The following is a 21,617-nucleotide window of genomic DNA, read 5'->3' as shown; positions in this document are numbered from 1 at the left end:
ATTTGTTATATTGATTGTATCCAGCACAAAGGAAAGGCTTCTTCTATAATGATAAAGAAATACGCGGATTGGATTGCCTCAAGCTTACGTATTAAATTGCTTGCGATGTTTATTATTCTGACCTGTATCCCCCTTATTGCAGTCGGACTCATTTCTTACCAAATTTCTTATAACACTGTGTTTGACAATAGCAAAGCAGCTGCGCTGCTATCAGCAGAACAGCTTGCAGGAGATCTTGATGTTCAATTCACAGACACAAGAAGGCTGCTCGAGCTTGGCAATAATGCACAGGTCCTTCAATTCCTATTCTCACAAGAGGACATCTACGAAGATGCCAAGCAAATCCTAAGAACGATGGATTCTTACCGTCAGACGTATCAATATGAAAGCGTAATCAATATTACGATGGTTAACCTGTATGGAAGAGGAATTAGCGAGCGAAAAGGCGTATTTCAACTCGATAAGAATCCATTACGCAACAAGCACTTAAGCTATCTAATAGATCATCCTGACGAGGTATTGAATATCTCCCCTACCGAAGCAACCAATCTTGATCGTATAGACGGTTTCCAATATTCGAATACCAATGTAATCACTATTATGGCTGCTGTGAAACAGCAGATCACACATGAAGTTATTGGCTTCATTGTTATTGATTTGGACGATGAGATTGTGAAGAGATTTTGTGATCATGTGACCATTGGTAAGTCTGGTTTCTTCTTCGTGGTTGACTCACAAGGCAATCCCATCTTCACCCCTACCTTCTTGGATACAACGATACAATTGCCGCTGCCATCTGATCTAAGATCTGTATTAGGCAGTTCTAATACTAGCTATACGGATTCTTCAGCAGGCAAACCAAAGTTCATATTTGTATCTCCTTCATTAATGACCGGTTGGTCTATTGTGGGATATGTGCCTCTTCAAGAAATTGTAGAAGATGCGAATTCCATCCGTATGCTAACGATTATCACCGTCCTATTGAGCTTTATCTTCACACTTGGTCTGCACTTCTATATCTCATCGAGACTGACGCATCCCATCCAGTTATTGAAGAACAAAATGAAATTGGCAGCATCTGGATATCTCGAAGCCAAAATCATACCAACAGGTAAGGATGAAATTGCTGAACTAGGTTACAACTTCAACATCATGTTAAGTAAAATTCGAATGCTTCTCGATCAGAGCATTAAAGAGCAAGAAGCTATCAAAAAAGCAGAGCTTCGCGCATTGCAGGCGCAGATCAATCCTCATTTTTTGTACAATACATTAGATTCTATCGTCTGGATGGCTGAAGCCGGCAATCATAAACAAGTCATTCAGCTGGTTCAGTCCTTATCTAAGCTCTTCCGTATTTCGCTCAGCAAAGGGCGTGATTGGGTGATCATAGGCAAGGAGGTCGAGCATGTTCATAGTTATTTAGTTATCCAGCAAATGCGCTATCGGGATATTCTGGATTATGAGATCAACGTGGATGCAGAGCTGCATGCTTATCCCATCCTGAAGATGATTCTGCAACCGATTGTAGAGAATGCCATCTATCACGGTATCAAAAACAAACGTAGAAAAGGCATGGTTCGCATCAGCAGTTGCCTGGAACCAAATGGAGATATCATTCTTCTCGTCAAAGACAATGGCATCGGGATGTCAACAGATAAGCTGCTGCAGATCCGTGACTATATAGCCAATGAGACGCTCCCTGAGATGACTGGCAACGAAGTGTCAGGTGGCTTCGGTCTTCATAATGTACAGCAGCGTATTAAACTCTACTATGGGGACAGCTATGGTGTTACCATTGACAGCGAGCTTAATGAAGGAACTCAAGTAACCATTCGTATACCGAGGTCAGGGGGGAATATGTGATGAAGAAAGTACTGCTCGTTGATGATGAAATATTAATCCGTGAGACGATTCGAGACACCATTCAATGGGAAAAAGAAGGACTCTTCTTCTGCGGAGATGCTTCTGACGGAGAGCTCGCCCTTCCGATGATTGAACAATTCCAGCCTGATATTCTTATAACCGATATTAAGATGCCATTCATGGATGGTTTAGAGCTGAGCTCAATCGTAAGAAAGAATAGGCCCGATATTAAGATTGTCATCTTAAGCGGGCATAGTGAATTCGATTATGCTCGCAGCGCGTTACGAATAGGCGTAGACGAATACTGCATTAAGCCGATCAGCTCGGCTGATTTGCTCCAGACCCTTCACCAGGTTAGTGAAAAGATTGATAAAGAACGACAAGAAAAAGAGCAAATAGAGCAGCAGCAGCAACAGTCCAGCCTAACCGTAAGCAATCTGCTCAATGATCTATGCAGTGGATTCATCCCGACCTCTGAAGCCATTCACTTAAGCTCGAAATTAGACTTGAATCTGCTTGCTCGTTATTACATCGTTGTTACAGCAGATTTCCGTAAGCTGGAACATTCCAATACACCTCAAGAAGACATGACAGAGCTGATGAAAGTTGGAAATGATAGGATTCCTTTCTCTATTCCTACAAGCGATCACATCCTAATGTTCAAGCGAAGCAAGACGGAATTCGTATGGATTGTGAAGGGAGAGTCTCCCGAGCAATTAAAACAAGATTTAGAGTCCTATCAATACTTCCAGAATCAACCGATTACTGACTCCCCCTCTCTCATGTCCATCGGAATTGGTAGAATACAAGACCGTATGCAGGGTATACATATCTCTTTCCTAGAAGCGATGGAGGATATGTATTGGAGACGATTATCCAGGCAGAACCGACATTCCCTTTTCGAATATAACAGTGGCTCTCTCGAACAATCGATCTTTTTGGACCGAACACAATATATCGAATTTCTCAAATTGGGCTCCCCTGCCAATGTCATACCATTCATCCGTTCCTTCGCTTCGGTTCTCCAGAACATGGATTGGCATTCGTCACTCATTGGGTATTACATCTTGAATGATCTAACCCTTGAGGTGTTCCGTTCCGCTCGCAGCACGTATACGAATATAGAGCATTTGGCTGCTCCTCTCCAATCGTTTCAGAGAAGGATTGAGACGATTCATTCCTGGGAGGATTCTTGTGCTTATCTCATTCAATTAGCTGAGCAGTATTGGAGTTGGCGCTCTGATGCATCCGATAAGTATGGGAATATGTTAATTAAGGTGAAGAAGTATATTCATGAGAATTACGATAAACAAGACTTCTCCCTTCAAGATGCCGCGGATCATGTGAACCTTAGCGCAGGGCATCTCAGTAAGGTATTCAGTCATGAAATTGGTCAGACCTTCATCGAATATTTGACGCACACACGAATCAATAAAGCAATGGAGCTGCTTCAAACGACACATGCCAAGTCCTATGAGATTGCGGATAGGGTGGGATATAACGATGCACACTACTTCTCGAATCTATTCAAGCGAGTAACAGGCATGACAACGAAGCAATTCCGCCAACAAGGTCAGCTTAGTAAACAGCTTCCCACTCCCAATAGAGAGGAGCAGTAGTAAGTTGCCGTTATTCACTAGACAAATTGCAGCTGTGCTAATCGTTGCCTCTCTAATCGTAATGGCAGGCTGCGAGAAATCCAATTCATCATATTTTACGAAGTCAACGTCAATAGAGAACAAGGAGCAGCAACCTATCTTTACAATTGGTATTATCTATCCGGTCGCTCATCCCTTCTATGAAGAAATTACACAAATTGCGGAGAATGCAGCGGACTCTCATTCCGTTCAATTAGTCGTCAAGGCACCCGAGGATATTAACCTAGAGCAGCAAATCCGGATTATGGAGACTATGATCAAGCAAAAGATCGATGGCATTGCTATTAGTCCGATTGATCCCATCGCGCTTGTCCCAGTCATCAATAAGGCAGTCGAAGCTGGAATTCCGGTCATTTGCTTCGAGGTTGATTCGCCGAGCAGCAAACGTTTGTCCTATATAGGACCGGATCATTATCAAGGTGGTAGACGGATGGGAGAATTGGTCGACAAGCTTACAAGAGGACGAGGCATGATCCTTGTTGAATCAGGGAAATCAAGCTCTCCCAGTCAACAAGAGCGACTTGAAGGCATGCTCGAATATTTGAGTGATTATACCGAGATTCAAGTGCTTGAGGTCAGTTACAATGAAGGATCATCCGAAAAAGCACTAACTGATATGGAGCAAATGATCGATAACCACCCACATTTCGATACGTTAATTACACTCGATATTTTGTCCAGTACCGCTTCCATTCTACTATGGAAGGCGAAAGGTCTGAATCGTAATTCACTAGCCTATGGTATGATGCCTAAGGTTAGAGAAGCGATTATTAACGGACAGATTACTTCCGTCATCTCTCAGAACGAACAGCTCTGGGGCGATCTTATCGTTACCCAATTCATTCAAGCTCTCAATAAGGAGATAATTCCTGTACATATTGATACAGGTATTCAAGAGGTAACCTTGGATTCTCTAACGGAACCAACAAACAACTGAAATATAACGAGAAGGAGCAGGCTGATTGCCCGCTCCTTCTTGCTATTTATAATTATCCATTCCTGCCATAATAAAGCTTCAGATTCGTGATATCCACCATGTATAGAATATCTATGCCTTTGGGGCTGCGCTCCACCGCAATTCGCTCGATAGGTATTCCTGGAGCCAATGAGGTTGCAGTCCAGCTCGTTCCTCCAGCGTTCACGGCCATGTAGGCACGATCAGTTCCACTGTACTTCACATAATAGATTCTGGCCTCCGTACCCATCCATGTGACGTCGATAGCAGCTCTCGTCGCAGTAGCATCGTAGACGGTCTGCCGTGCCCAGCCGCTTGAACCGTACTTCGCTTGCTTAATGGCGAAGTTCGTGCTTCCTTCCTCTCGATAGCGATAAGCGATAATCGGGCTATTGGAAGCATCAACCGCTAATTTGGCGCTCTGTATGCCGGGACCCGCTGGATCGTCACCGCCTTGAACATAAACCTCGCTTGGTGCTAATGGTTGAACAATATCGGCTGTAGAGAGTGTGACTGGAATAGATACTGTTGTGCCGATTGCTCTGGAGAAAACCCCTGTTGACGGGCTGTATTTCAGGTAAGTAAGATCATGGCGCAAGGCGCTGGCAGCGAAATGAGCCCACTCGAACAAGATGTGCAAATCGCCATTGGAATCGAATACTAGATCATCTGGATATACGGATCGATTAAGTGTAGAGGCAATGATGCCGATCTGACTCCATGTTGATTCAGCATTGTTCCACCGCAATAGTATCCCCTCTCGCTTGCCCGCTGCATCCTTATCTACCCTGACGAATAGATACAAGTCTCCATTAGGTGCTGTTGTTAGTACGGGATAAGTAACCTTCATCGTGGGATCTGGCATATCTGACGAGTGATTCTGGGGAGCCCCACCAACTGTATCTGAGCGGAAGTAGCGCCAGGTATTATTATGCATAGAGGCGAATACATGGAATCGCCCACTGCCATCTCTTGCTATGGAAGGCTGATTATGTCCATTATCATCGATATATTCAGCGACGTTAGATCCGTCCATGACAGGGATATTGCTCCAGGTCCCTGTTCCGTCTCTTCTTGCAATATACAATTTATGCTTGCCTGCTGTGCTTCCAGGTGCATTATAAGCCATATAGGCATATTCATTGCCCGTACCATACGTATCGAGTGGAGACCACCATCCTGCTTGATTGCTGAAATCAATCGTATAAGGAACCTCTGTCAATGTTGCTGCTGCACTCCCAATTCCCGCTGGTATCATCATAACAAGTGTAAGAACAGTGAGCCATATTCTCCAAGCGCTGCTTCTTTTCACACGTACCGCCTCCAACTATTAATAGGGTTTCTCAATAAATAAAGCGTTTACATAAAAACTGCTGGTAAAACGTTTTATTTCGGCGCCGAATCTAGCTTAACATGATCCTTCTATCCTCGATAGAAACAAAATACCGCTGTGAATAGAACAAAAATAGGCATTTGCACTTGGAATAGAACGATCTACTCTGCTGCATTGCAATAGATTGATCGATACAGGATGACGTATAATAGTTTGTGTACCAACAATTGGGCCTAGTCAGGCACAAAAAAAGTAGTGTACCCTCGGAGCTACAATGCCACCAAGAAAGGACCCTAAGTCGGATGGCATTCTCTCCAATCACCCGACCATCTGCTATATGCCGCTCCTGTAATCAAAGCACGTGTCGAGGTGATTGAAGATATAGTGCCTCTGTATAACATTGCTGTCCGTGCTCACCTGCCATCCGTTTTGATCAAGAGGGTTTACATAGCTCATCGATGGAGGACCTGACCTATACGGTTAAGGAAAACGGCGCAATCGAATACACCGTTCCTGTTGTGTAGGAATAATTTACCAGATAAGAGAAGATTGCGAGCAATGGAATAACGACTCTGCGTGCTCTAATTCAAGTGGAATTAATGAGATTCTGTCACCTTCTAATTGAGGGAAGCTCATGCCAATTCTCCTTCCAAACAACCTTTATTAGAATTCAAGAACGTTTATTTAAGTAAAGACAGAATGACCGAGACTGAATGATTCACAAAGGATCGTTCAGGGCGAGACTTCATCAATACAGTAAGTCCAATTAACTGAACTACTAAGGTCTGTGCCAATGCTTTGGCACCTATCCCTCTTGTAAGCTCACCGGATTGAATACCTCGCTCAATGGCCTCCTGGAATATTACGGAGAGATACATCTGATGCTCTCTAGTAAGAATTTCGAATTTCTCATCATGAGGAGCAAGCTCTACCATTGTATTGATGCAGAAGCAGCCACGATTGTATACTCCTTCATATTCTTCTTGGACCACTCCTTCCAAATATTTACGAAATGCTTCTTTTACAGAGGAACTGTTCTGAAGCTTGGCGCGAGCACTCGAAGCATGAGAACTCGTGTATTTGCGAAGCGATGCTTCGAACAGTGCTTTTTTGTCTCCAAAGGCAGCATAGAGGCTTGGACGCTGTATGCCCATTCTAGCTGTCAATTCACTCAGAGAGGCGGCCTCGAAGCCTTTCTCCCAGAATAGCTGCAATGCAGCGTCTAACGCCTTATCCTCATCAAATTCCCGAGGTCGAACCATGTTTATCATCTCATTTCGTTATATATCGAACAGTATATTATTTATCTTAATCTCCCTCCTCTTTGATGTCAAATTCAGCTGATTCTTGCAGATGACTCCTCTATATTGGCGGAAGCTGCTTGGCTCAACCCAGCCTATTGGACTAATATTACTGCTCAATTTTCTCTTGACAGTATCCATTTAACCAAGTTATAGTTACCTCATTCATAACATACTGTTCGGTACGTAATGAATGATAATTTCCAAACTGATAACAATGGAGTGTGTACAATGGATAAGCCTCAACCAACACCAAAGATCCTCCTCAATGAAAATACTGTAGACGCGGTACTGGTTCAAGGAACGCGCAGCAAGCCTGAGTCCGTTCGAGGCAAAGATAGGCCACGTTATATCGAAATATTGTTCGCTATTGCCTGCGGCCTTGCTGTCGCCAACATCTACTATGCTCAGCCGCTGCTCGATTCGCTGGCAAGTGAATTCAATATCAGCCATTCGTCCGTTGGTATCGTCATTACCATTACTCAGATTTGTTATGCGCTGGGATTATTTCTGATTGTACCGCTTGGTGATTTAATAAATCGCCGGCGACTTATCGTTGGCCAGATGATGTTATCAGTAGTCGCCCTGACTGTGGTTGGCCTTGCTCCCAACATTACTGCACTATTCTCCGGTCTAGCTATGGTTGGATTGCTTGCGGTAGTGACGCAAGTGCTTGTAGCGTACGCATCTACGTTGGCTGCCCCTGATAAGCGCGGACGAACTGTCGGCTTGGTAACGAGTGGAGTCGTGGTTGGCATACTACTTGCGAGATCAGTTGCAGGCGTGTTAACCGATTTGGCGGGCTGGCGCTCGGTCTACCTTACCTCTGCAGGGTTAATGCTCCTCATGGCCATTCTGTTATTCCGAGTATTACCCATCAATGACCAGACTAGAGAATCATTATCCTACCCAAAGCTGCTGTATTCGGTGCTTATTCTATTCGCTCAAGAAAGAATCTTACGTATCCGTGCTATACTTGCTCTTCTCATCTTCATGGCGTTTAGCACATTATGGACCTCATTGGTGCTGCCGCTCAGCGCGCCTCCACTGTCTCTCTCCCATACAGCAATTGGCGCATTTGGTTTGGCTGGTGCTGCTGGTGCGTTAGCTGCAGCTGGGGCAGGACGCCTCGCTGATCGAGGGTTAGGGCAATGGACAACCGGAGCTGCGCTCCTTCTCTTGTTAGTATCATGGCTACCTATCCATTATATCGACAGCTCATTCTTTTCTCTGATCATTGGCATAGTTCTCCTTGACCTGGCGGTGCAAGCTATACATGTAACGAACCAGAGCTTCATCTTCAACCTTCGCCCAGAAGCACGCAGTCGTTTAACTGCAGGCTACATGATCTTTTATTCTATTGGCAGCGCTATCGGTTCAATCGCTTCTACCAGCATCTATGCCTACAAAGGGTGGGACGGCGTGTGCCTATTCGGTGCTGCTGTCAGTGCTCTAGCAATCGCAGTATGGTTCTTCACCCGCCATCCTCGTGGAATTTAACCTCTGTTATTACCATTATTTTCGTGCCGTTAATAAGCCACACAGAGCCATCTCAACTAAACAAAAAGGACTCCCCACCTGCCGAAGCAGCGGGAGTCCTTCTCTATTGTCCTATTCTATTTCTTCCATAAAGCTTCTAACGTTCTCGACAATTTCTTCGGAATGGGTATGGTGCAGATAATGACCAGCTTCGAATGTCATTACTTTTCCATGCTCTAAATCTTTGACCTGCTCTTCATGCAGTGGAATCCATCCTTCTACACTTGTATTATTCGCTTGTGCAAACAATATAACAGGTAAGCTCTTAGGGAATGCTAGATCCCGTGCTCCTAGAAAATTGGGATAAATATTTACCATTTCACTCAGGTTGCTTGGATTATTCATGTTTTTGAGAGAAAGAAATCTCATTTGTTCTTTTGTGTCATCATCAAATGGCAGCCCAGCATAGGGGTCACCGCTTATTTTCACGACCAATCTAGCTAATCCTGATTTTTTGAGAAATTCAAACGTTTTTATTGGGAATTCAACATCCATACCACCTTGCGTTGGCACACTGCTGTCGATTCCGACAAATGCGATGACCTCGTTCTCATATTTATTCACATAGTCTAGTCCGTATATCCCTGCAATGGAATGACCCATAAGAATGTATCGATCAATATCAAGGCTCTGCAGGGCTTCATGAATTTCACTAACCATATTCGCAGTCGTTCGTTCCTTATCAGTCAGATCACTTAATCCATATCCGAAAGGCTCAATGACGACTACTCGATAATATGGAGACAATTCATCTACAAGCGGCTTGAAATCAAGTGCTGGTGCTGCAGTACCATAGCCTGTTAATAGTACGACTGTCTCTTCGCCGTCCCCTTCAATCAGAACATTCATGTTTTTTCCGTCGACAGGTATTAACTGACCATAGGCTTCTATTTTTGTCAGCTCCGATTTGCTGGAGACAGCATTAACGATATATACAATCGCTAGAAACACTCCTATTGCTACAACGATAACTATTAATGCTTTCAGTATAAATCTGAACGTCTTTTTCATTATTCATTTCCTTTCTTCGTCCTCAGCTTATTAGTACCCCTAGGCTACTTAAGCAAGCTTATATGACGAAGATGTCCCCCTCGTGACGCCAATATGAACGGAATATGAATAAGGAAAAAAAGCTAATGTGTCACATGCAAGGTCGCTTGCCCTGATACCGGAGCCTCACTAATTAATTTGCCGTTGTAATTGGTAAGCTAACTATGAAAGTCGTTCCTTTGCCTAGTGCACTTTCCACTCGGATGTCACCTTGATGGAGTGACACGATCTGTTTGGCAATAGCCAGACCCATACCGCTGCCATCATACTTGCGACTATGTGAACGATCGGCCTTGAAGAATCGCTCGAATATGCGTTTTTGATCCTCTTGCGCAATGCCAATACCGGAGTCGGCTATTCGGACTATTACGTTATTGCTGTCTTGTTTGATGCTTACATGAATCGAACCGCCATCCTTGGAGAATTTGATACTATTGCCTAATATATTGGTCCATACCTGATTTAATAGATCATGATCTGCTAGTAGAATGACTGCCCTTAGATTGAGCTCGAAGGTGATGCCGCGAGCTGACCATTGCGGCCCAACCGCAACGATTACACGTCGAATTTGTTCATCTAAGCTAAGCTTGACCAGCTGCAGCTGCTGTGATTGTGATTCAAGCAGGCTTAGCTTTAGAAGGCTGTCACTCATCTTAGACATTCGCTCCGCTTCAGCAATAATAATATCGAGATAACGCCTTCGTTCGATATCGGTGATTTCGGATTGCTTGAGCGCAATAGCATAACCCGATATTGATGTGAGCGGCGATTGAACCTCATGGGACACATTCGTTACGAATTCTCGGCGCATCTGCTCCAGCTGATTCAGATCATGCATCATATCTTCGAAGCTGCGCGCCAAGGCTCCAAGTTCACCCTTTTGCTTAATGTTCAGCTTGACGTTGAAATCTCCAGCTGCTATAAGTCGTGTCGCCTCTGTGAGCTTTTTGATCGGTCTGATTAGAAACATAGAGGCAACGACAATGAATAGGCTTCCTGCTATCAGCGAATAAGATGAAAAGTGCATGATCCACATTATAACAAAAGTAGTGGATGGCGGGGCTATCGGTTCTATGAATATCGCTTTCGTTCCCGTTTCAGTGGTCAACGGTAATCCTAGGAGAATAGTAGAAACACCAATCGGATTAACGTGAACAACCTCTCCATCCAGCACTTTTCCCACTTGCTCCATTGTCACAGCTGCAGGATTGACGACATGCTCCTCTCCATAAGACTGGAACTGACCTGTTTCCTCGTAAATACGAATAAAATAGGAATTCAGCTGATTCATTTCACTTATGAAGGACTCTGCTTCCTGCAATGGCAAGGTGTCATAAATCTTGACGATATCCTGACCGAAGTTAAGCAAGGGGATACGCAGGTTCTCATTCAGCTTCTCTTTGAATACCGAGGTAGCTACAAAAAAGGAAATAATCGTGCCCCCAATAACAGAGACTAAAAAGGTAAGTACAACACGTGTATATAACGAGCTGATCATTCGTTCACCTCAAGACGATAGCCAAGCCCTCGCACTGTCTCAATACGAAAATCAATGGTATCCGTGAACCGTTCACGCAGCCGTTTGATATGTACGTCAATCGTTCGATCATCTCCGGTATAATCAATTCCCCATATCTGATCGATCAGCTGCTCACGTGTATAGATTTGCCCTGGGGTGCCAGCAAGCTTATATAACAGCTCAAACTCCTTGAATGGCAAACTAAGCGACTCCGAGCCTCTTGTCACTTTGTATGTCTGCCGATCGAGAACGATAGTACCTAGCTTGATCATCTGCGTTGTGCCAATCCGATACCTTTTCAGCAATGCCTTAACACGAGCCATCAGCTCTAATGGATCGAATGGCTTGGTCAGATAATCATCAGCACCAAGCTCGAAACCCTTCACTTTCTCCCAAGTCTCGCCTCTCGCAGTAAGCATAAGCATGGGAAGATCAGGATTGCCTCTTCGCAGCTCCTTGCATAAAGTCCAGCCATCCATAACCGGCATCATAATATCGAGCACGACAAGTTCGATAGGCGTTGAAGCATAGACGGATAATGCTTCTTGACCATCCGCAGCTTCGGCTGTTGTGAATCCTTCTTTGCGCAAAAACAAACAGACAAGTTCACGAATGTTCACATCGTCGTCAGCAACCAGTATAGTAGGCATTCGTTTCCTCATTTCTTATTCCATTTATATTTATCCATTAGCTTATTCAGCATCTCCTCCATTCTATCAAGAAGCTCAGGCGGCTCATATACCGTCGTTCGCTCTCCTAACCGAATGAATAATGCTGCAAAAAAATCCAAATCATCTTTGGGTACAAAATGACGAATATAGCCTGAACCGTCAGGCTTCATATGAATGGTCATTCGGCGGCCAAGATGTGCCTCAATCTCATGAATCGAATTCCTCTCCAATTCCACATAGAATGGAAGATAATGCTCTTCGGTCTTATCCTGCTCCGGAGCATCCCAATTTCCCAAATGGACATTCTCCCATGAGTTGGCTACAGCAACATAGACCTCTGCCTCAGTTTCTTCCACCCACTCTGCCGCCACCATGCGATCACATCGAAACAACCGGATATCCCCTCTCAAATAACAATACGCAGGGCAATACCAGAGTCCGCTTTCCGCATAAATACCGATAGGCCTGATTCGTCGCCTCGTTATTCCCCTTGCTGATTCATATTCAATCGACAATGACTTCTGCTCCACAGCTCCTTCTAATAGCATAGACAAGAATGGGAATGTCGCCTGCCTCGAAGGGATAAAGAAATCGATTCGATTCTTCATTCGATCAATTCGTTCTCTCGTGTCGCCGGGCATGTGAAGATAAAATTTATGCAGTGCAGAAGAGGCTTCGGATTGGAAAGGCAGAGAGGAATAATGACGAAGCGCATGACTCGCGAAGAAAAAAGCGATAGCTTCCTCCTCTGTTAACGCAATAGGTGGGAGCGTGCGCTCACGTATCACCTGATAACCGCCATGAGGTCCGACCTCAGAATATAAAGGTACCCCCATTCCGCTTAGCTCCTGCAGATCTCTTAGCATCGTTCGTGGAGAGACACCGAACTCTTGCGCAAGCTCCTTCACTGTAAACTTCCGCATGCGGTTGATCGTCATCATGAGCTCAAGAAGTCTCTTCGATTTCGTCATAGGAAGGTGTACCTCCCTTTCGTTTCTTACAGATTACAATTTAATCATGACAGGAATTGTCACTATTACATTTTATAATAAAAAAGCAAATAAAGTAACTTCCCTATACCCTAATGAAACGGAGTGATCGTCTATGAAAGATTTAGATGATGTTAAAACAAAGCTATTCGATGAGATGGAACATGCCGTTCGAACCTCTGTTACGCTCATGTCAAAAGTACAGCCAGAGCATCTAGCGTTCCAGCCCCATGAGAATATGCGAACGCTTCAACAGATAATCGAGCATCTTGCTTCTGTCCCTGCTGTCGATCTGCTGATTCTACAGGAATACAATGAGGAACAAGTACGTTCTCTCGAATCGGAGTATACGGTGGAGATGGGTATAGCGGCATTAGGAGAGCGAATGAGAGCAGGTATGAGCAGCGTACGCGACTATATGGAACAGCTTGAGGACAACGATTTCATCCATAAAGAGACGACTCCCTTTTATCTAGAGCATGGCTCATCGCAGGCCAAATGGCTGATAGAAATCGTTACCCATTTGTTCCATCACCGCAGTCAGTTGTTTACCTATATGAAAATGAGCGGATACGACATTAATATGTTCGATCTATACTAAGTCTCCAGCATAATAACAACCTGTTGAGCTCGCTCAACAGGTTTCATTGGTTTAGATCGAGTACGACTGTATAGGATCAATCCTCTCCTTACTAATCATAGCTTCGACAGCGCGGAATAGATTAGGCGGATACTCTGCTACTCGGTGACACAAGTACAAGTACCATTCCTGGCCATAAGTAAGATAAATGCGGACGGGATACCCCTCTGCCATCAGCTTGCTGCTTAGCTCAGGCCGAATCCCATACAGCAGCTCAAATTCAACATCTGCAGCCTCCATCCAGCCCCGCTCGATCACTCTCGTAATGAGCTGTTCATCGTGACTTGCGATAGACACCTTATATCCTCGGTCAATCGCCTGTTCAATAAGCTCCATGTAACGGTCGTCCAATGCCTGAGAACGAGGTAGCGCAAGCTCCATCGGCTCTTGATAAGCCCCCTTAACGATTCGAACCCTAGCTGCAGCTGGCAGTCTTTCGATTAAATCGTTAGTTGTTCGATGCAAATGTGCTTGCAGCGTTATTCCAATCAGAGGAAATCGAGCAGCAGCACGTTCATATAAGGTGAGAATTAGATCTGTTTTACTTGACTCCTCCATACTAATGAATAGCTCGACACCAATCCGTTCAGCTTGTTCTGCAAGCTTGACCAGATGTGAATAAGCAAGCTCCGGGTTCAATGAAAGACCAATATGCGATAAGTCGAAGGATACTCGTGCTGGTATTCCTTGTGCACCTAGCTCTTCAATTAAAGCGGTCATTTCAACCGTTGCTGCGATGCAGTCGGCGACACTCATCGTGTTCTCACCTATATACTCAACGGAGACCAGGTAGCCTTTGTCATTTAACCTTCTGGCTGCTTCCATACCATCATCCCGATTATCTCCTGTCACATACTGCAGAGCAGCTCGTCGCAATTGACGATATATCAATGGGTTCTCCTCGATGAACGCTTTAATGTCTGGGCGGCGAGCAATTGATTTGAGCGATTCAGTGAATGACTCTATTTCCGTTACTTGTAGCATAATGGTATCTCTCCTCTCGGTAATGCTTCTCATGTTACAGGAGAGGAGAAATCCGGTATTGTACGAAATTGATCTATTATCTATATGGAAATAGCATATTTGTAAGGCGTTGCTCCAACAATTCTGGTGAACATACGTGTGAAATGACTCTGATCATAAAAGCCCACTTCAGCAGCAATGTCAGCAATAGGGCGCTGCTTGGCTAACTCGAACTTGGCATGATTGATTCTCAGCAGATTCTGGTAGGCATGCGGTGGCAGATGATTCCCTTTCTTAAATAAACGAATGAGATGAAATCTGCTGATTCCCGCTTCCTTCTCTAGATCCTCGAGCTTTATATGTTCAGTGAAATGTGCTTGAATATATTCCTTCATGAGCTTAACATACTTTAGATCCTGGTTCTCTAAGAGGTCATGCTGGAGATCGTTAGCTTCAGGACTCACTATAGCTTGAATGAGCTCGATTAGAGCCGTTTCAATCGCAAGAGGATCCTTATGTCCCGATAGAGCTTCCATCGTATCACCAATCAACTTACGGCAGATGTCATTCTTACCCTTTCCTAGCAAGTAGGGAACATATAACTGCTCCTTCTGCTCCAATCCGTGAAACCACTGCGGTTTCACAAACAGCATTTTATAGCTCCAGTCACCTGCCTCGGGATGACAAGCATGCAGCATTTGCGGCGGAAAGCTAATAACACGTCCTGCTTCTACACGATGCATCGTTCCATCACACCATGCATTCGTCGTCCCCGTATCAATTAAGCCAATCGAATATTCCTCGTGAAAATGTTTGTGATAGACTAAATCATCAACGCGACATCTCTTCGCTTCCAAGAAGGGCAGCCTTTCATCACGATAAAAAGATACAGCTTCCATAAATTTCACCTCTATGACTCATATACCTAAGTTACATTCTAACACGCTGTTATCCATTACATCTATATACAGCTATATATACTGTACCGGTACAGTTCGAATTAAATACAGTGGTTCCTACGTGAATTCTACTGTACACTAACGGCAAGAAGCTCATGTTCGCGATGCGTATCTCGATGCGGCAGCTTACACTGAACACATAAGGAGAACAGGCTATGATCACTCAAGCTATTACGACAAGCTATTTACAGAGACTAGGATTCACAGAGAAGCAACCACCTACCCTATCCTTTCTTAAAGACCTTCATAAGGCACATGTAGAGCTCATTTCATGGCAAACGATCGATATTGTAGCGAAGAATCCTTCCTCAATCAATCTATACAACTCTCTTCAGCTGATGATCAGCGGTCGAGGAGGATATTGTTTTCACCTAAATGGTGCATTCGGTGAGCTGCTCCGGTCACTTGGCTATCAGGTGTCCTGGCATAGAGGAGGTGTCCAGCCACTTGGTCAAGAGCCGCGAATTAACTCCTTCCATCTTGGAATGTCTGTTTCATTAACGAATGAACAGCAAGGAGTTGAACAGTGGATTGTTGATGTTGGACTTGGCGATATGCTCTATGAGCCGATTCCGCTGGTGCACGGCACTTATAAGCAAGGAATTTTCCGACAAAAGGTTGCTCCATCTACCATTGACCCCAATGGCTGGCGACTTGAGCAAGATCCGATAAGCTCTGCCGTAGGGGCTGATTATGCTCCCGAGACCGTGCATGACCTTGGAGTATTCGAGTCCAATCATGCACTCTACAGCTCGTCTCCAGAGTCACCATGGATGAATCAGCTCCTCGTTCGTAATCGAACAGCATCAGGAAGCAATGAACTGAAAGGCTGTATCTATACGAATCGCAATAACGAGGGTATCCAAAAAATGGAGTTGCGAACCAAGTCGCAGTGGCTGGAAGTATTAGGTGATGTCTTCCATGAGAAGCTGTTGAACTATGATATGCAGGAGCAGGATATGCTATGGAAGCGAGTATGGCAATTGCATGAGGATTGGTTAAGGAGCAAAGCTGCTCATTAGGGAATCCTTCCTCCCCTATAATAAAAATGACTGTACAAGTTCAATCCCCTGTACAGTCATACTTCTATTTTTGAGAACCATCTATTTATTTCGCCGCTTCATATCCGAAAACCTCGATCTGACTTAATGCTGGGAATGGGGACGGATCATCCGCTTGAATCAGCTCACATAACGTAATCCACTCTACTTGTTTAGGTTCAATGTCAATCTGCTGGGACAAGTGGGTCTTCACTAGATTCACCGTTTGTCTGCTGCCATCCGAGAAGGTTAGTGTTGCCCGTTCCCAATAGCTGTCATGAGGAAAGTCAGCTCTAAGTGTCAGAACGACTTTATTTATTTCAACCATCCTGCCGAAGTTCACCGTAATCTCAGCATCTTTCCTCTGATTGATGCCCCATGACTCGAAGGGCCAATTACCGTGTGAGTAATTCACCGTATTACCGTTGATGGCATTACGTGCTGCGAAGACAGCCTCGCTGCGCGTCTCCACATTGGCTGATGCATGAGGATACATTGTTTCATTGCCCTGTTGATCATACACATTCAGCGCCAAGTTCTTATAGCCATTTATCTCTTCCCGAGTAGCTAGACGTGCAGTCAATACATGCTCTTCACCAGTGAAGGTTTTAGGTGAATAAGAGCATTTCTTCTCGTTAAATGGAATCACGAACCGATATTCCCTGCCGGTCAAATACACAAAGGCCGGGTTCAATGCATCTTCAAGCTGAATCACTAGAAATACATTTTCTTGAGCGCTGCGTAGAATAATCTCATCACCAGGCACATACACATTCTGATAAACCAAATGTGCTTGTCCCTTATCGCAGCTTGCTGCTTGTACAGCTCCCTCAATATTCTGAATTTCAAGAGTTAATTGGCACATTTCATGGTCACCTGCTCATAGAAAGTATGTTAATTGCATTGTACATTTTGCCATAGTATACCAGTCCAGTAGCATTTGGTCTACACATTCATCGAACTATGATTAGGAAAGTACGATACTATATTAAAATAGCTCCATCCCGTTGAGAAAAGTCTCAACAAGATGGAGCTATTATTCCTTCACTTATGCTGCTTCTGAAGCCTGTTTGTCTTTCGCTTTACCGCCTGATAGGAACCAGCCTACTACTGCAATGAGCACCAGTACGATGTAGAAGGTTGCTTTCCATGCCGCAGATTCTGCGAAGTCATGCGGGATGACGTGAAGCGTTGGATGTGCAAGAGTATGAACCGCTAGCTTCACACCAACCCAACCAACGATAACGAAAGCTGCGACTTCAAGTGCAGGTCTGCTGTGCAGCAGCTTCACGAACATATTGGCTGCAAAACGCATGATGATCAGTCCAATAAATCCACCTAGGAAGATAACGATGAATTGACCGCCATCCATACCACCTATTTTCGGCAATGTTGTAGCTGGCAATGCAACAGCAAGCGCGACTGCTGCAAGAATGGAGTCGATCGCAAAAGCGATATCCGCCACTTCAACCTTAAGAACTGTAAACCAGAAACCACTTTTCTTAGGTTCCTTACCAGATTTTTGATCTGCGGAATCTTCGCCTTTTTTCACAATAATTTTACGTAATATGTGATTGAGCGCTATGAACAATAAGTAGAGTGCTCCGATCGCTTGTACCTGCCATACATCGACCAAGAACGAAATGACGAACAAGGATGCGAACCGGAATACGAACGCGCCTGCTAAACCATAGAACAAAGCCTTCTTACGCTCTTCGTCTGGCAAATGCTTGACCATAATTGCCAGTACGAGCGCATTGTCTGCTGCTAGCAAACCTTCCAGTGCTATCAATACAAGCAGCACCCATCCATACTCCATTAACAATGCAAAATCCATTTTTGAATCCTCCTAAATGTAAGTTTGCAATCTCGGTGTCCACGCACACAAAAGACCTTTGCCTATCCGGCAAAGGTCTCGCTAACATTGCCTTTGTCTGGCAATGCCCATAAAGCCGGAGAACTTTCGTTCTCGTAATGACGACTTTTATGTAGCAGCTACTCCCCTTTTGCGTATGGGTACACTATTCAATTGCGACCTTGCTTAAAGCGTTTAATAAAATGTGATACGGTCCATGCATAGCAATGGTTTCATAATTAGAAAATAAATATTTTAAATTCATAGAATAGTAGATTCCCCTGTCACCATATCCTAAAAATTAACTTCTATTATTTTCCATAAATTACTTTCTGCGATACTCAATGAGAGGACAACAGTAATCAGTTCTAGTTACGCTACACCATTTCTCTGCTCCAATGCGATGGCCGAAGGATTGACGAAGGCAGTGATGTGCTGCTGTCCCCTTTGGCTGAGTTAATCTGAGATTGGGTAAGAAAAAGGCTCTTGGATAGTTCTGCTCCTCGTATGTCCGCATCACGTAAGTCTGCTCCGATAAGATCAGCACCAGCGAGAGTAGCTCTTCTTATATCAGCTGCGATTAGGTAAGCCCCTCTCAAATTAGCTCCGATTAGATCCACTTTTCTCAGATCAGCCCCTGTTAGATCAGCGCCTCGGCGAATGTGTTTCCTGCTCTCCGAACGAGTTCTTATTCCTCGTCTACTACTCCGTGTACTGCGAGCATCAGCTCGAACAAGCTCACTTGTCTGTATGAGCAGCGTATTCACGGCTTCTCGGTGCTCCGATGTATCTAGCTTCATTAATTCATTAGGGCTGAGGAAGGTAAGTCGTTCTGTCTCTTCAAGCATGGAGCGGAGCTTATCATGAATAGGTCTTGATGATTGTAGTGTCAACGACTCTGTCAAATACCAGAGCAGTTCATGGAGCTGCAGCATCGTAAAAAATACGGTGAACATGTGATCTCTAATATCTGCAGCGTTCTGCCAATTCTGTCCCTCGAAGCTCACCTGTGAAACCTTCTGTCCCGCGCCAAAGCAGTCAAACGTCATACATCCCTTAAGTCCCCGTCTACTAAGAGATTTATGAATAGCGCATCGGAAATCAGCTTCAAGGTTCACGCAGGGCTGACCCGCCTCTTTATCGATTGGAAATCCATCTAAAGCTGAGAATCTCATGGAAACACAGCATAATCCGAAGCACTTGTCACAGTCGGCCCGCAAATGATTACTACTATTACCCTGAGTCGTAGGATTTGAATCTTTGGACATAATAATACCTCCAAGGCTTATCCATAGTGTAATATATATGACGCATAACATGTGATCTGAGTTGCGAGAGCAGCATAGAAAAGGCCACAGATTATGGATCAAATATTCTTCTACAGCTTTGAACATATGTCACTTCATATAGTTCTCAATAATTAGACACCAATTGTTCAGAAAATAAGATAAATGCCTAATTAACCATGCAGTATAATTAGTTTACTTGAGCTACGGAAGGAGAATATATATCTATGCAGACGGCTCAAACACCAAGGTCATTCGCAGCCAAGGTTATGAATATTCGATTCGTATAAACAGCTGTAATGAATAATGAATGAGATACTAATAGTAGGTGATAATATTGAAGAATGTTAAATTGCTAAAATGGACCAGCTTCATTACAACCGTATTTATGTTCTTTGCGACCTTTGGCGGAGGTGTCGTTACTCGGACTGAGTCCGGGCTGGGCTGCGGTACTGAATGGCCCCTATGCCATGGCAAGTTTGTACCCGCCCATACGATTGCATCTCTGATTGAGTATTCACATCGCTTCATAAGTTCAATGGCAGGACTTCTTGCATTAATCACGTTCATCTTGTTTCTACTGTACGCGAACAAGCGCAAGGATTTGAAATTATTCGCTTTCCTAACTTTGTTTTTCGTCTGCATCCAAGGCATGATGGGTGCTCTTGCCGTAGTGTTCTCCCAGTCTCCGCCAGTCATGGCGCTGCATCTTGGCTTTGCACTCCTATCTCTTGCAGGCGCAGTGATGACCACACTTGGCGCAAGGCAAGAGGAACGCTTCGGAGGGAAATCCAAATTCGATCAACTGCCTCGGGTAAGCACAAAATTCCGTAACTTCATATGGATAAGCACGATCTATTCCTATATCGTCGTGTATACAGGCGCATTCGTCAGCCATACCGGATCAGCAGGTGGTTGCATAGGCTTTCCATTATGCAATGGACAAGTGTTCCCAGAGCTGTCTGGCAGCGTGGCCATAGCTTTCATGCATCGTGCAGCTGCATATGTACTCGTCCTTATCATTGTGATTCTATGTTTCCTCGTCTACAAGCATCATAAGGATAACAAAGAGATGAGAATTATCGCCTCTACAGCAATTAGCCTGATTGTATTACAATTGTTATCTGGTGTAGGCCTAATGCTGACAATGGATCACGCGGAAGTCTATATGTTCGTGGTGCTTGCTCACATGACCATCATTGCAGTACTATTCGGACTGCTATCTTATATGAGTCATCTAGTATGGAAGCTGGCCCAACCCGTATCAGTGGATAAATAAATCGAATGACACAGCAGACAATCCGACCGGTATACCGGTCGGATTGTCTGCTTATTATGCTTCATCTTCCTATACTATTGGCGGGTCGATATGAAGGTCTTGATCAGGATCTGTGAATTCCCACCGAGTGAAGGTAACTTCTAGACCCTCTCGGGTTGGCGAGCAAGTAAAAGGCCCTGACTGATTTCCATCTGCATATGGATAGCGAGCTACACGTATCGTACGCCAAGGGTGATTCTCAGTCCTTGCACGTACAATAACGGCTTCCTTCATAATAGAAGCTCGAAGTGTCACTACTTCTTCTCTGCCCCATTCTGGTACAGCCGCAAGTGACCAATCTGAGCAGCCATCCGTTACAACTGTGGACAGCTGAGGAATACCATCATTAATCTCAATACCCAGCTTAATCCATTGCCCAGGTCCATGATATAATAGAATGCCAGCTTGATCATACAGCTCGGTGAATGATTCTAATTGAAACGATACCTCAACAGCTGTATCGCTATTCCAATTCGCTAATAGAGCCGCGCCATCCTCATATTCAAATCCATATAACGTTTTTCTCCAGAAGTCTCGTCCCTTCTCAGGTGTTACCTTCAGGTATTCTCCATCTATGCGGGAAGATATAGGTGAATTGAGCCAAGCTCCTGCCTCCCAGTCCATTCTCTGCCTTGTCATTGCTGTACCCTCCTATTCCATCCTTGTAATAATGATGAA

General features: G+C 44.4%; 19 protein-coding genes. 7 read left to right on the top strand and 12 right to left on the bottom strand.

Annotated elements, in window-relative coordinates:
- Nucleotides 1–48: 48 nt before the first annotated feature.
- From AC6ESP_RS08120 to AC6ESP_RS08110, 3 genes are read left to right on the top strand one after another with little or no spacing between them, the layout of a single operon-like run.
- Nucleotides 49–1,863 carry a cache domain-containing sensor histidine kinase gene (locus AC6ESP_RS08120; protein WP_497096202.1) on the top strand — a complete coding sequence of 605 codons (1,815 nt, stop codon included), beginning with the start codon at nt 49–51 and terminating at the stop codon, nt 1,861–1,863.
- The gene (locus tag AC6ESP_RS08115; protein ID WP_497096201.1) at nt 1,863–3,482 is read left to right on the top strand and encodes a response regulator transcription factor; all 1,620 of its coding nucleotides are present in this window, start codon (nt 1,863–1,865) and stop codon (nt 3,480–3,482) included. Before AC6ESP_RS08120 ends, AC6ESP_RS08115 begins: the two co-directional genes overlap by 1 nt.
- A gap of 4 nt (nt 3,483–3,486) precedes the next feature.
- Entirely contained in the window at nt 3,487–4,458 is a 972-nt protein-coding gene (locus AC6ESP_RS08110) for a sugar ABC transporter substrate-binding protein (RefSeq protein ID WP_497096200.1), read from the top strand.
- Nucleotides 4,459–4,510: 52 nt separating this feature from the next.
- On the opposite strand, the gene AC6ESP_RS08105 is transcribed toward AC6ESP_RS08110, so the two are convergent.
- Entirely contained in the window at nt 4,511–5,788 is a 1,278-nt protein-coding gene (locus AC6ESP_RS08105; protein ID WP_497096199.1) for a BNR-4 repeat-containing protein, read from the bottom strand.
- A gap of 701 nt (nt 5,789–6,489) precedes the next feature.
- Nucleotides 6,490–7,071, bottom strand: a complete 582-nt coding sequence (locus AC6ESP_RS08100) for a TetR/AcrR family transcriptional regulator (RefSeq protein WP_497096198.1) — start codon at nt 7,069–7,071, stop codon at nt 6,490–6,492.
- 270 nt (nt 7,072–7,341) lie between these two features.
- On the opposite strand from AC6ESP_RS08100, the gene AC6ESP_RS08095 reads away from it, so the two are divergent.
- On the top strand, nt 7,342–8,610 hold the full coding sequence (locus AC6ESP_RS08095; RefSeq protein ID WP_497096197.1) for an MFS transporter: 1,269 nt from the start codon (nt 7,342–7,344) through the stop codon (nt 8,608–8,610).
- 111 nt (nt 8,611–8,721) lie between these two features.
- Here AC6ESP_RS08095 and AC6ESP_RS08090 read toward each other — a convergent pair whose 3' ends face one another.
- From AC6ESP_RS08090 to AC6ESP_RS08075, 4 genes are all read right to left on the bottom strand, one after another.
- The gene (locus AC6ESP_RS08090) at nt 8,722–9,660 is read right to left on the bottom strand and encodes an alpha/beta hydrolase (protein WP_497096196.1); all 939 of its coding nucleotides are present in this window, start codon (nt 9,658–9,660) and stop codon (nt 8,722–8,724) included.
- 172 nt (nt 9,661–9,832) lie between these two features.
- Nucleotides 9,833–11,197, bottom strand: coding sequence for a sensor histidine kinase (locus AC6ESP_RS08085; protein WP_497096195.1), 1,365 nt, complete (start codon nt 11,195–11,197; stop codon nt 9,833–9,835).
- Nucleotides 11,194–11,868 carry a response regulator transcription factor gene (locus AC6ESP_RS08080; protein ID WP_497096194.1) on the bottom strand — a complete coding sequence of 225 codons (675 nt, stop codon included), beginning with the start codon at nt 11,866–11,868 and terminating at the stop codon, nt 11,194–11,196. Before AC6ESP_RS08080 ends, AC6ESP_RS08085 begins: the two co-directional genes overlap by 4 nt.
- Nucleotides 11,869–11,876: 8 nt before the next feature.
- On the bottom strand, nt 11,877–12,860 hold the full coding sequence (locus AC6ESP_RS08075) for a helix-turn-helix transcriptional regulator (protein ID WP_497096193.1): 984 nt from the start codon (nt 12,858–12,860) through the stop codon (nt 11,877–11,879).
- A gap of 133 nt (nt 12,861–12,993) precedes the next feature.
- Here AC6ESP_RS08075 and AC6ESP_RS08070 point away from each other — a divergent pair, with 133 nt between their 5' ends.
- A complete protein-coding gene (locus AC6ESP_RS08070; protein ID WP_497096192.1) occupies nt 12,994–13,479 on the top strand; it encodes a DinB family protein in 486 nt (161 codons plus the stop codon).
- A 51-nt stretch (nt 13,480–13,530) separates the two neighbouring features.
- On the opposite strand, the gene AC6ESP_RS08065 is transcribed toward AC6ESP_RS08070, so the two are convergent.
- Together AC6ESP_RS08065 and AC6ESP_RS08060 are read right to left on the bottom strand one after the other, a co-directional pair.
- Nucleotides 13,531–14,502, bottom strand: a complete 972-nt coding sequence (locus tag AC6ESP_RS08065) for a proline dehydrogenase family protein (RefSeq protein WP_497096191.1) — start codon at nt 14,500–14,502, stop codon at nt 13,531–13,533.
- 80 nt (nt 14,503–14,582) lie between these two features.
- Nucleotides 14,583–15,380 (bottom strand): helix-turn-helix transcriptional regulator, encoded by a 798-nt coding sequence (locus tag AC6ESP_RS08060; protein ID WP_497096190.1) that lies wholly within the window; start codon nt 15,378–15,380, stop codon nt 14,583–14,585.
- Nucleotides 15,381–15,595: 215 nt separating this feature from the next.
- Between AC6ESP_RS08060 and AC6ESP_RS08055 the strand changes: the two genes are divergently transcribed.
- Nucleotides 15,596–16,462, top strand: a complete 867-nt coding sequence (locus AC6ESP_RS08055) for an arylamine N-acetyltransferase family protein (RefSeq protein WP_497096189.1) — start codon at nt 15,596–15,598, stop codon at nt 16,460–16,462.
- An 85-nt stretch (nt 16,463–16,547) separates the two neighbouring features.
- On the opposite strand, the gene AC6ESP_RS08050 is transcribed toward AC6ESP_RS08055, so the two are convergent.
- The 3 genes from AC6ESP_RS08050 to AC6ESP_RS08040 all read right to left on the bottom strand — a co-directional run bounded on the left by AC6ESP_RS08050 (nt 16,548) and on the right by AC6ESP_RS08040 (nt 19,342).
- Nucleotides 16,548–17,345, bottom strand: coding sequence for a carbohydrate-binding protein (locus tag AC6ESP_RS08050; RefSeq protein ID WP_497096188.1), 798 nt, complete (start codon nt 17,343–17,345; stop codon nt 16,548–16,550).
- A gap of 183 nt (nt 17,346–17,528) precedes the next feature.
- A complete protein-coding gene (locus AC6ESP_RS08045) occupies nt 17,529–18,317 on the bottom strand; it encodes a TerC family protein (protein WP_497096187.1) in 789 nt (262 codons plus the stop codon).
- A 395-nt stretch (nt 18,318–18,712) separates the two neighbouring features.
- A complete protein-coding gene (locus AC6ESP_RS08040; RefSeq protein ID WP_497096186.1) occupies nt 18,713–19,342 on the bottom strand; it encodes a pentapeptide repeat-containing protein in 630 nt (209 codons plus the stop codon).
- Between the two features lie 607 nt (nt 19,343–19,949).
- Between AC6ESP_RS08040 and AC6ESP_RS08035 the strand changes: the two genes are divergently transcribed.
- Nucleotides 19,950–20,900, top strand: a complete 951-nt coding sequence (locus AC6ESP_RS08035) for a COX15/CtaA family protein (protein WP_497096185.1) — start codon at nt 19,950–19,952, stop codon at nt 20,898–20,900.
- Nucleotides 20,901–20,969: 69 nt separating this feature from the next.
- On the opposite strand, the gene AC6ESP_RS08030 is transcribed toward AC6ESP_RS08035, so the two are convergent.
- Nucleotides 20,970–21,578, bottom strand: a complete 609-nt coding sequence (locus tag AC6ESP_RS08030) for a DUF1349 domain-containing protein (RefSeq protein ID WP_497096184.1) — start codon at nt 21,576–21,578, stop codon at nt 20,970–20,972.
- Nucleotides 21,579–21,617 lie beyond the last annotated feature (39 nt).

Source organism: Paenibacillus xinjiangensis, from assembly GCF_059686975.1.
Note: the sequence above shows the minus strand (reverse complement) of the source record. Positions and strands in the feature narration are given on the sequence as shown.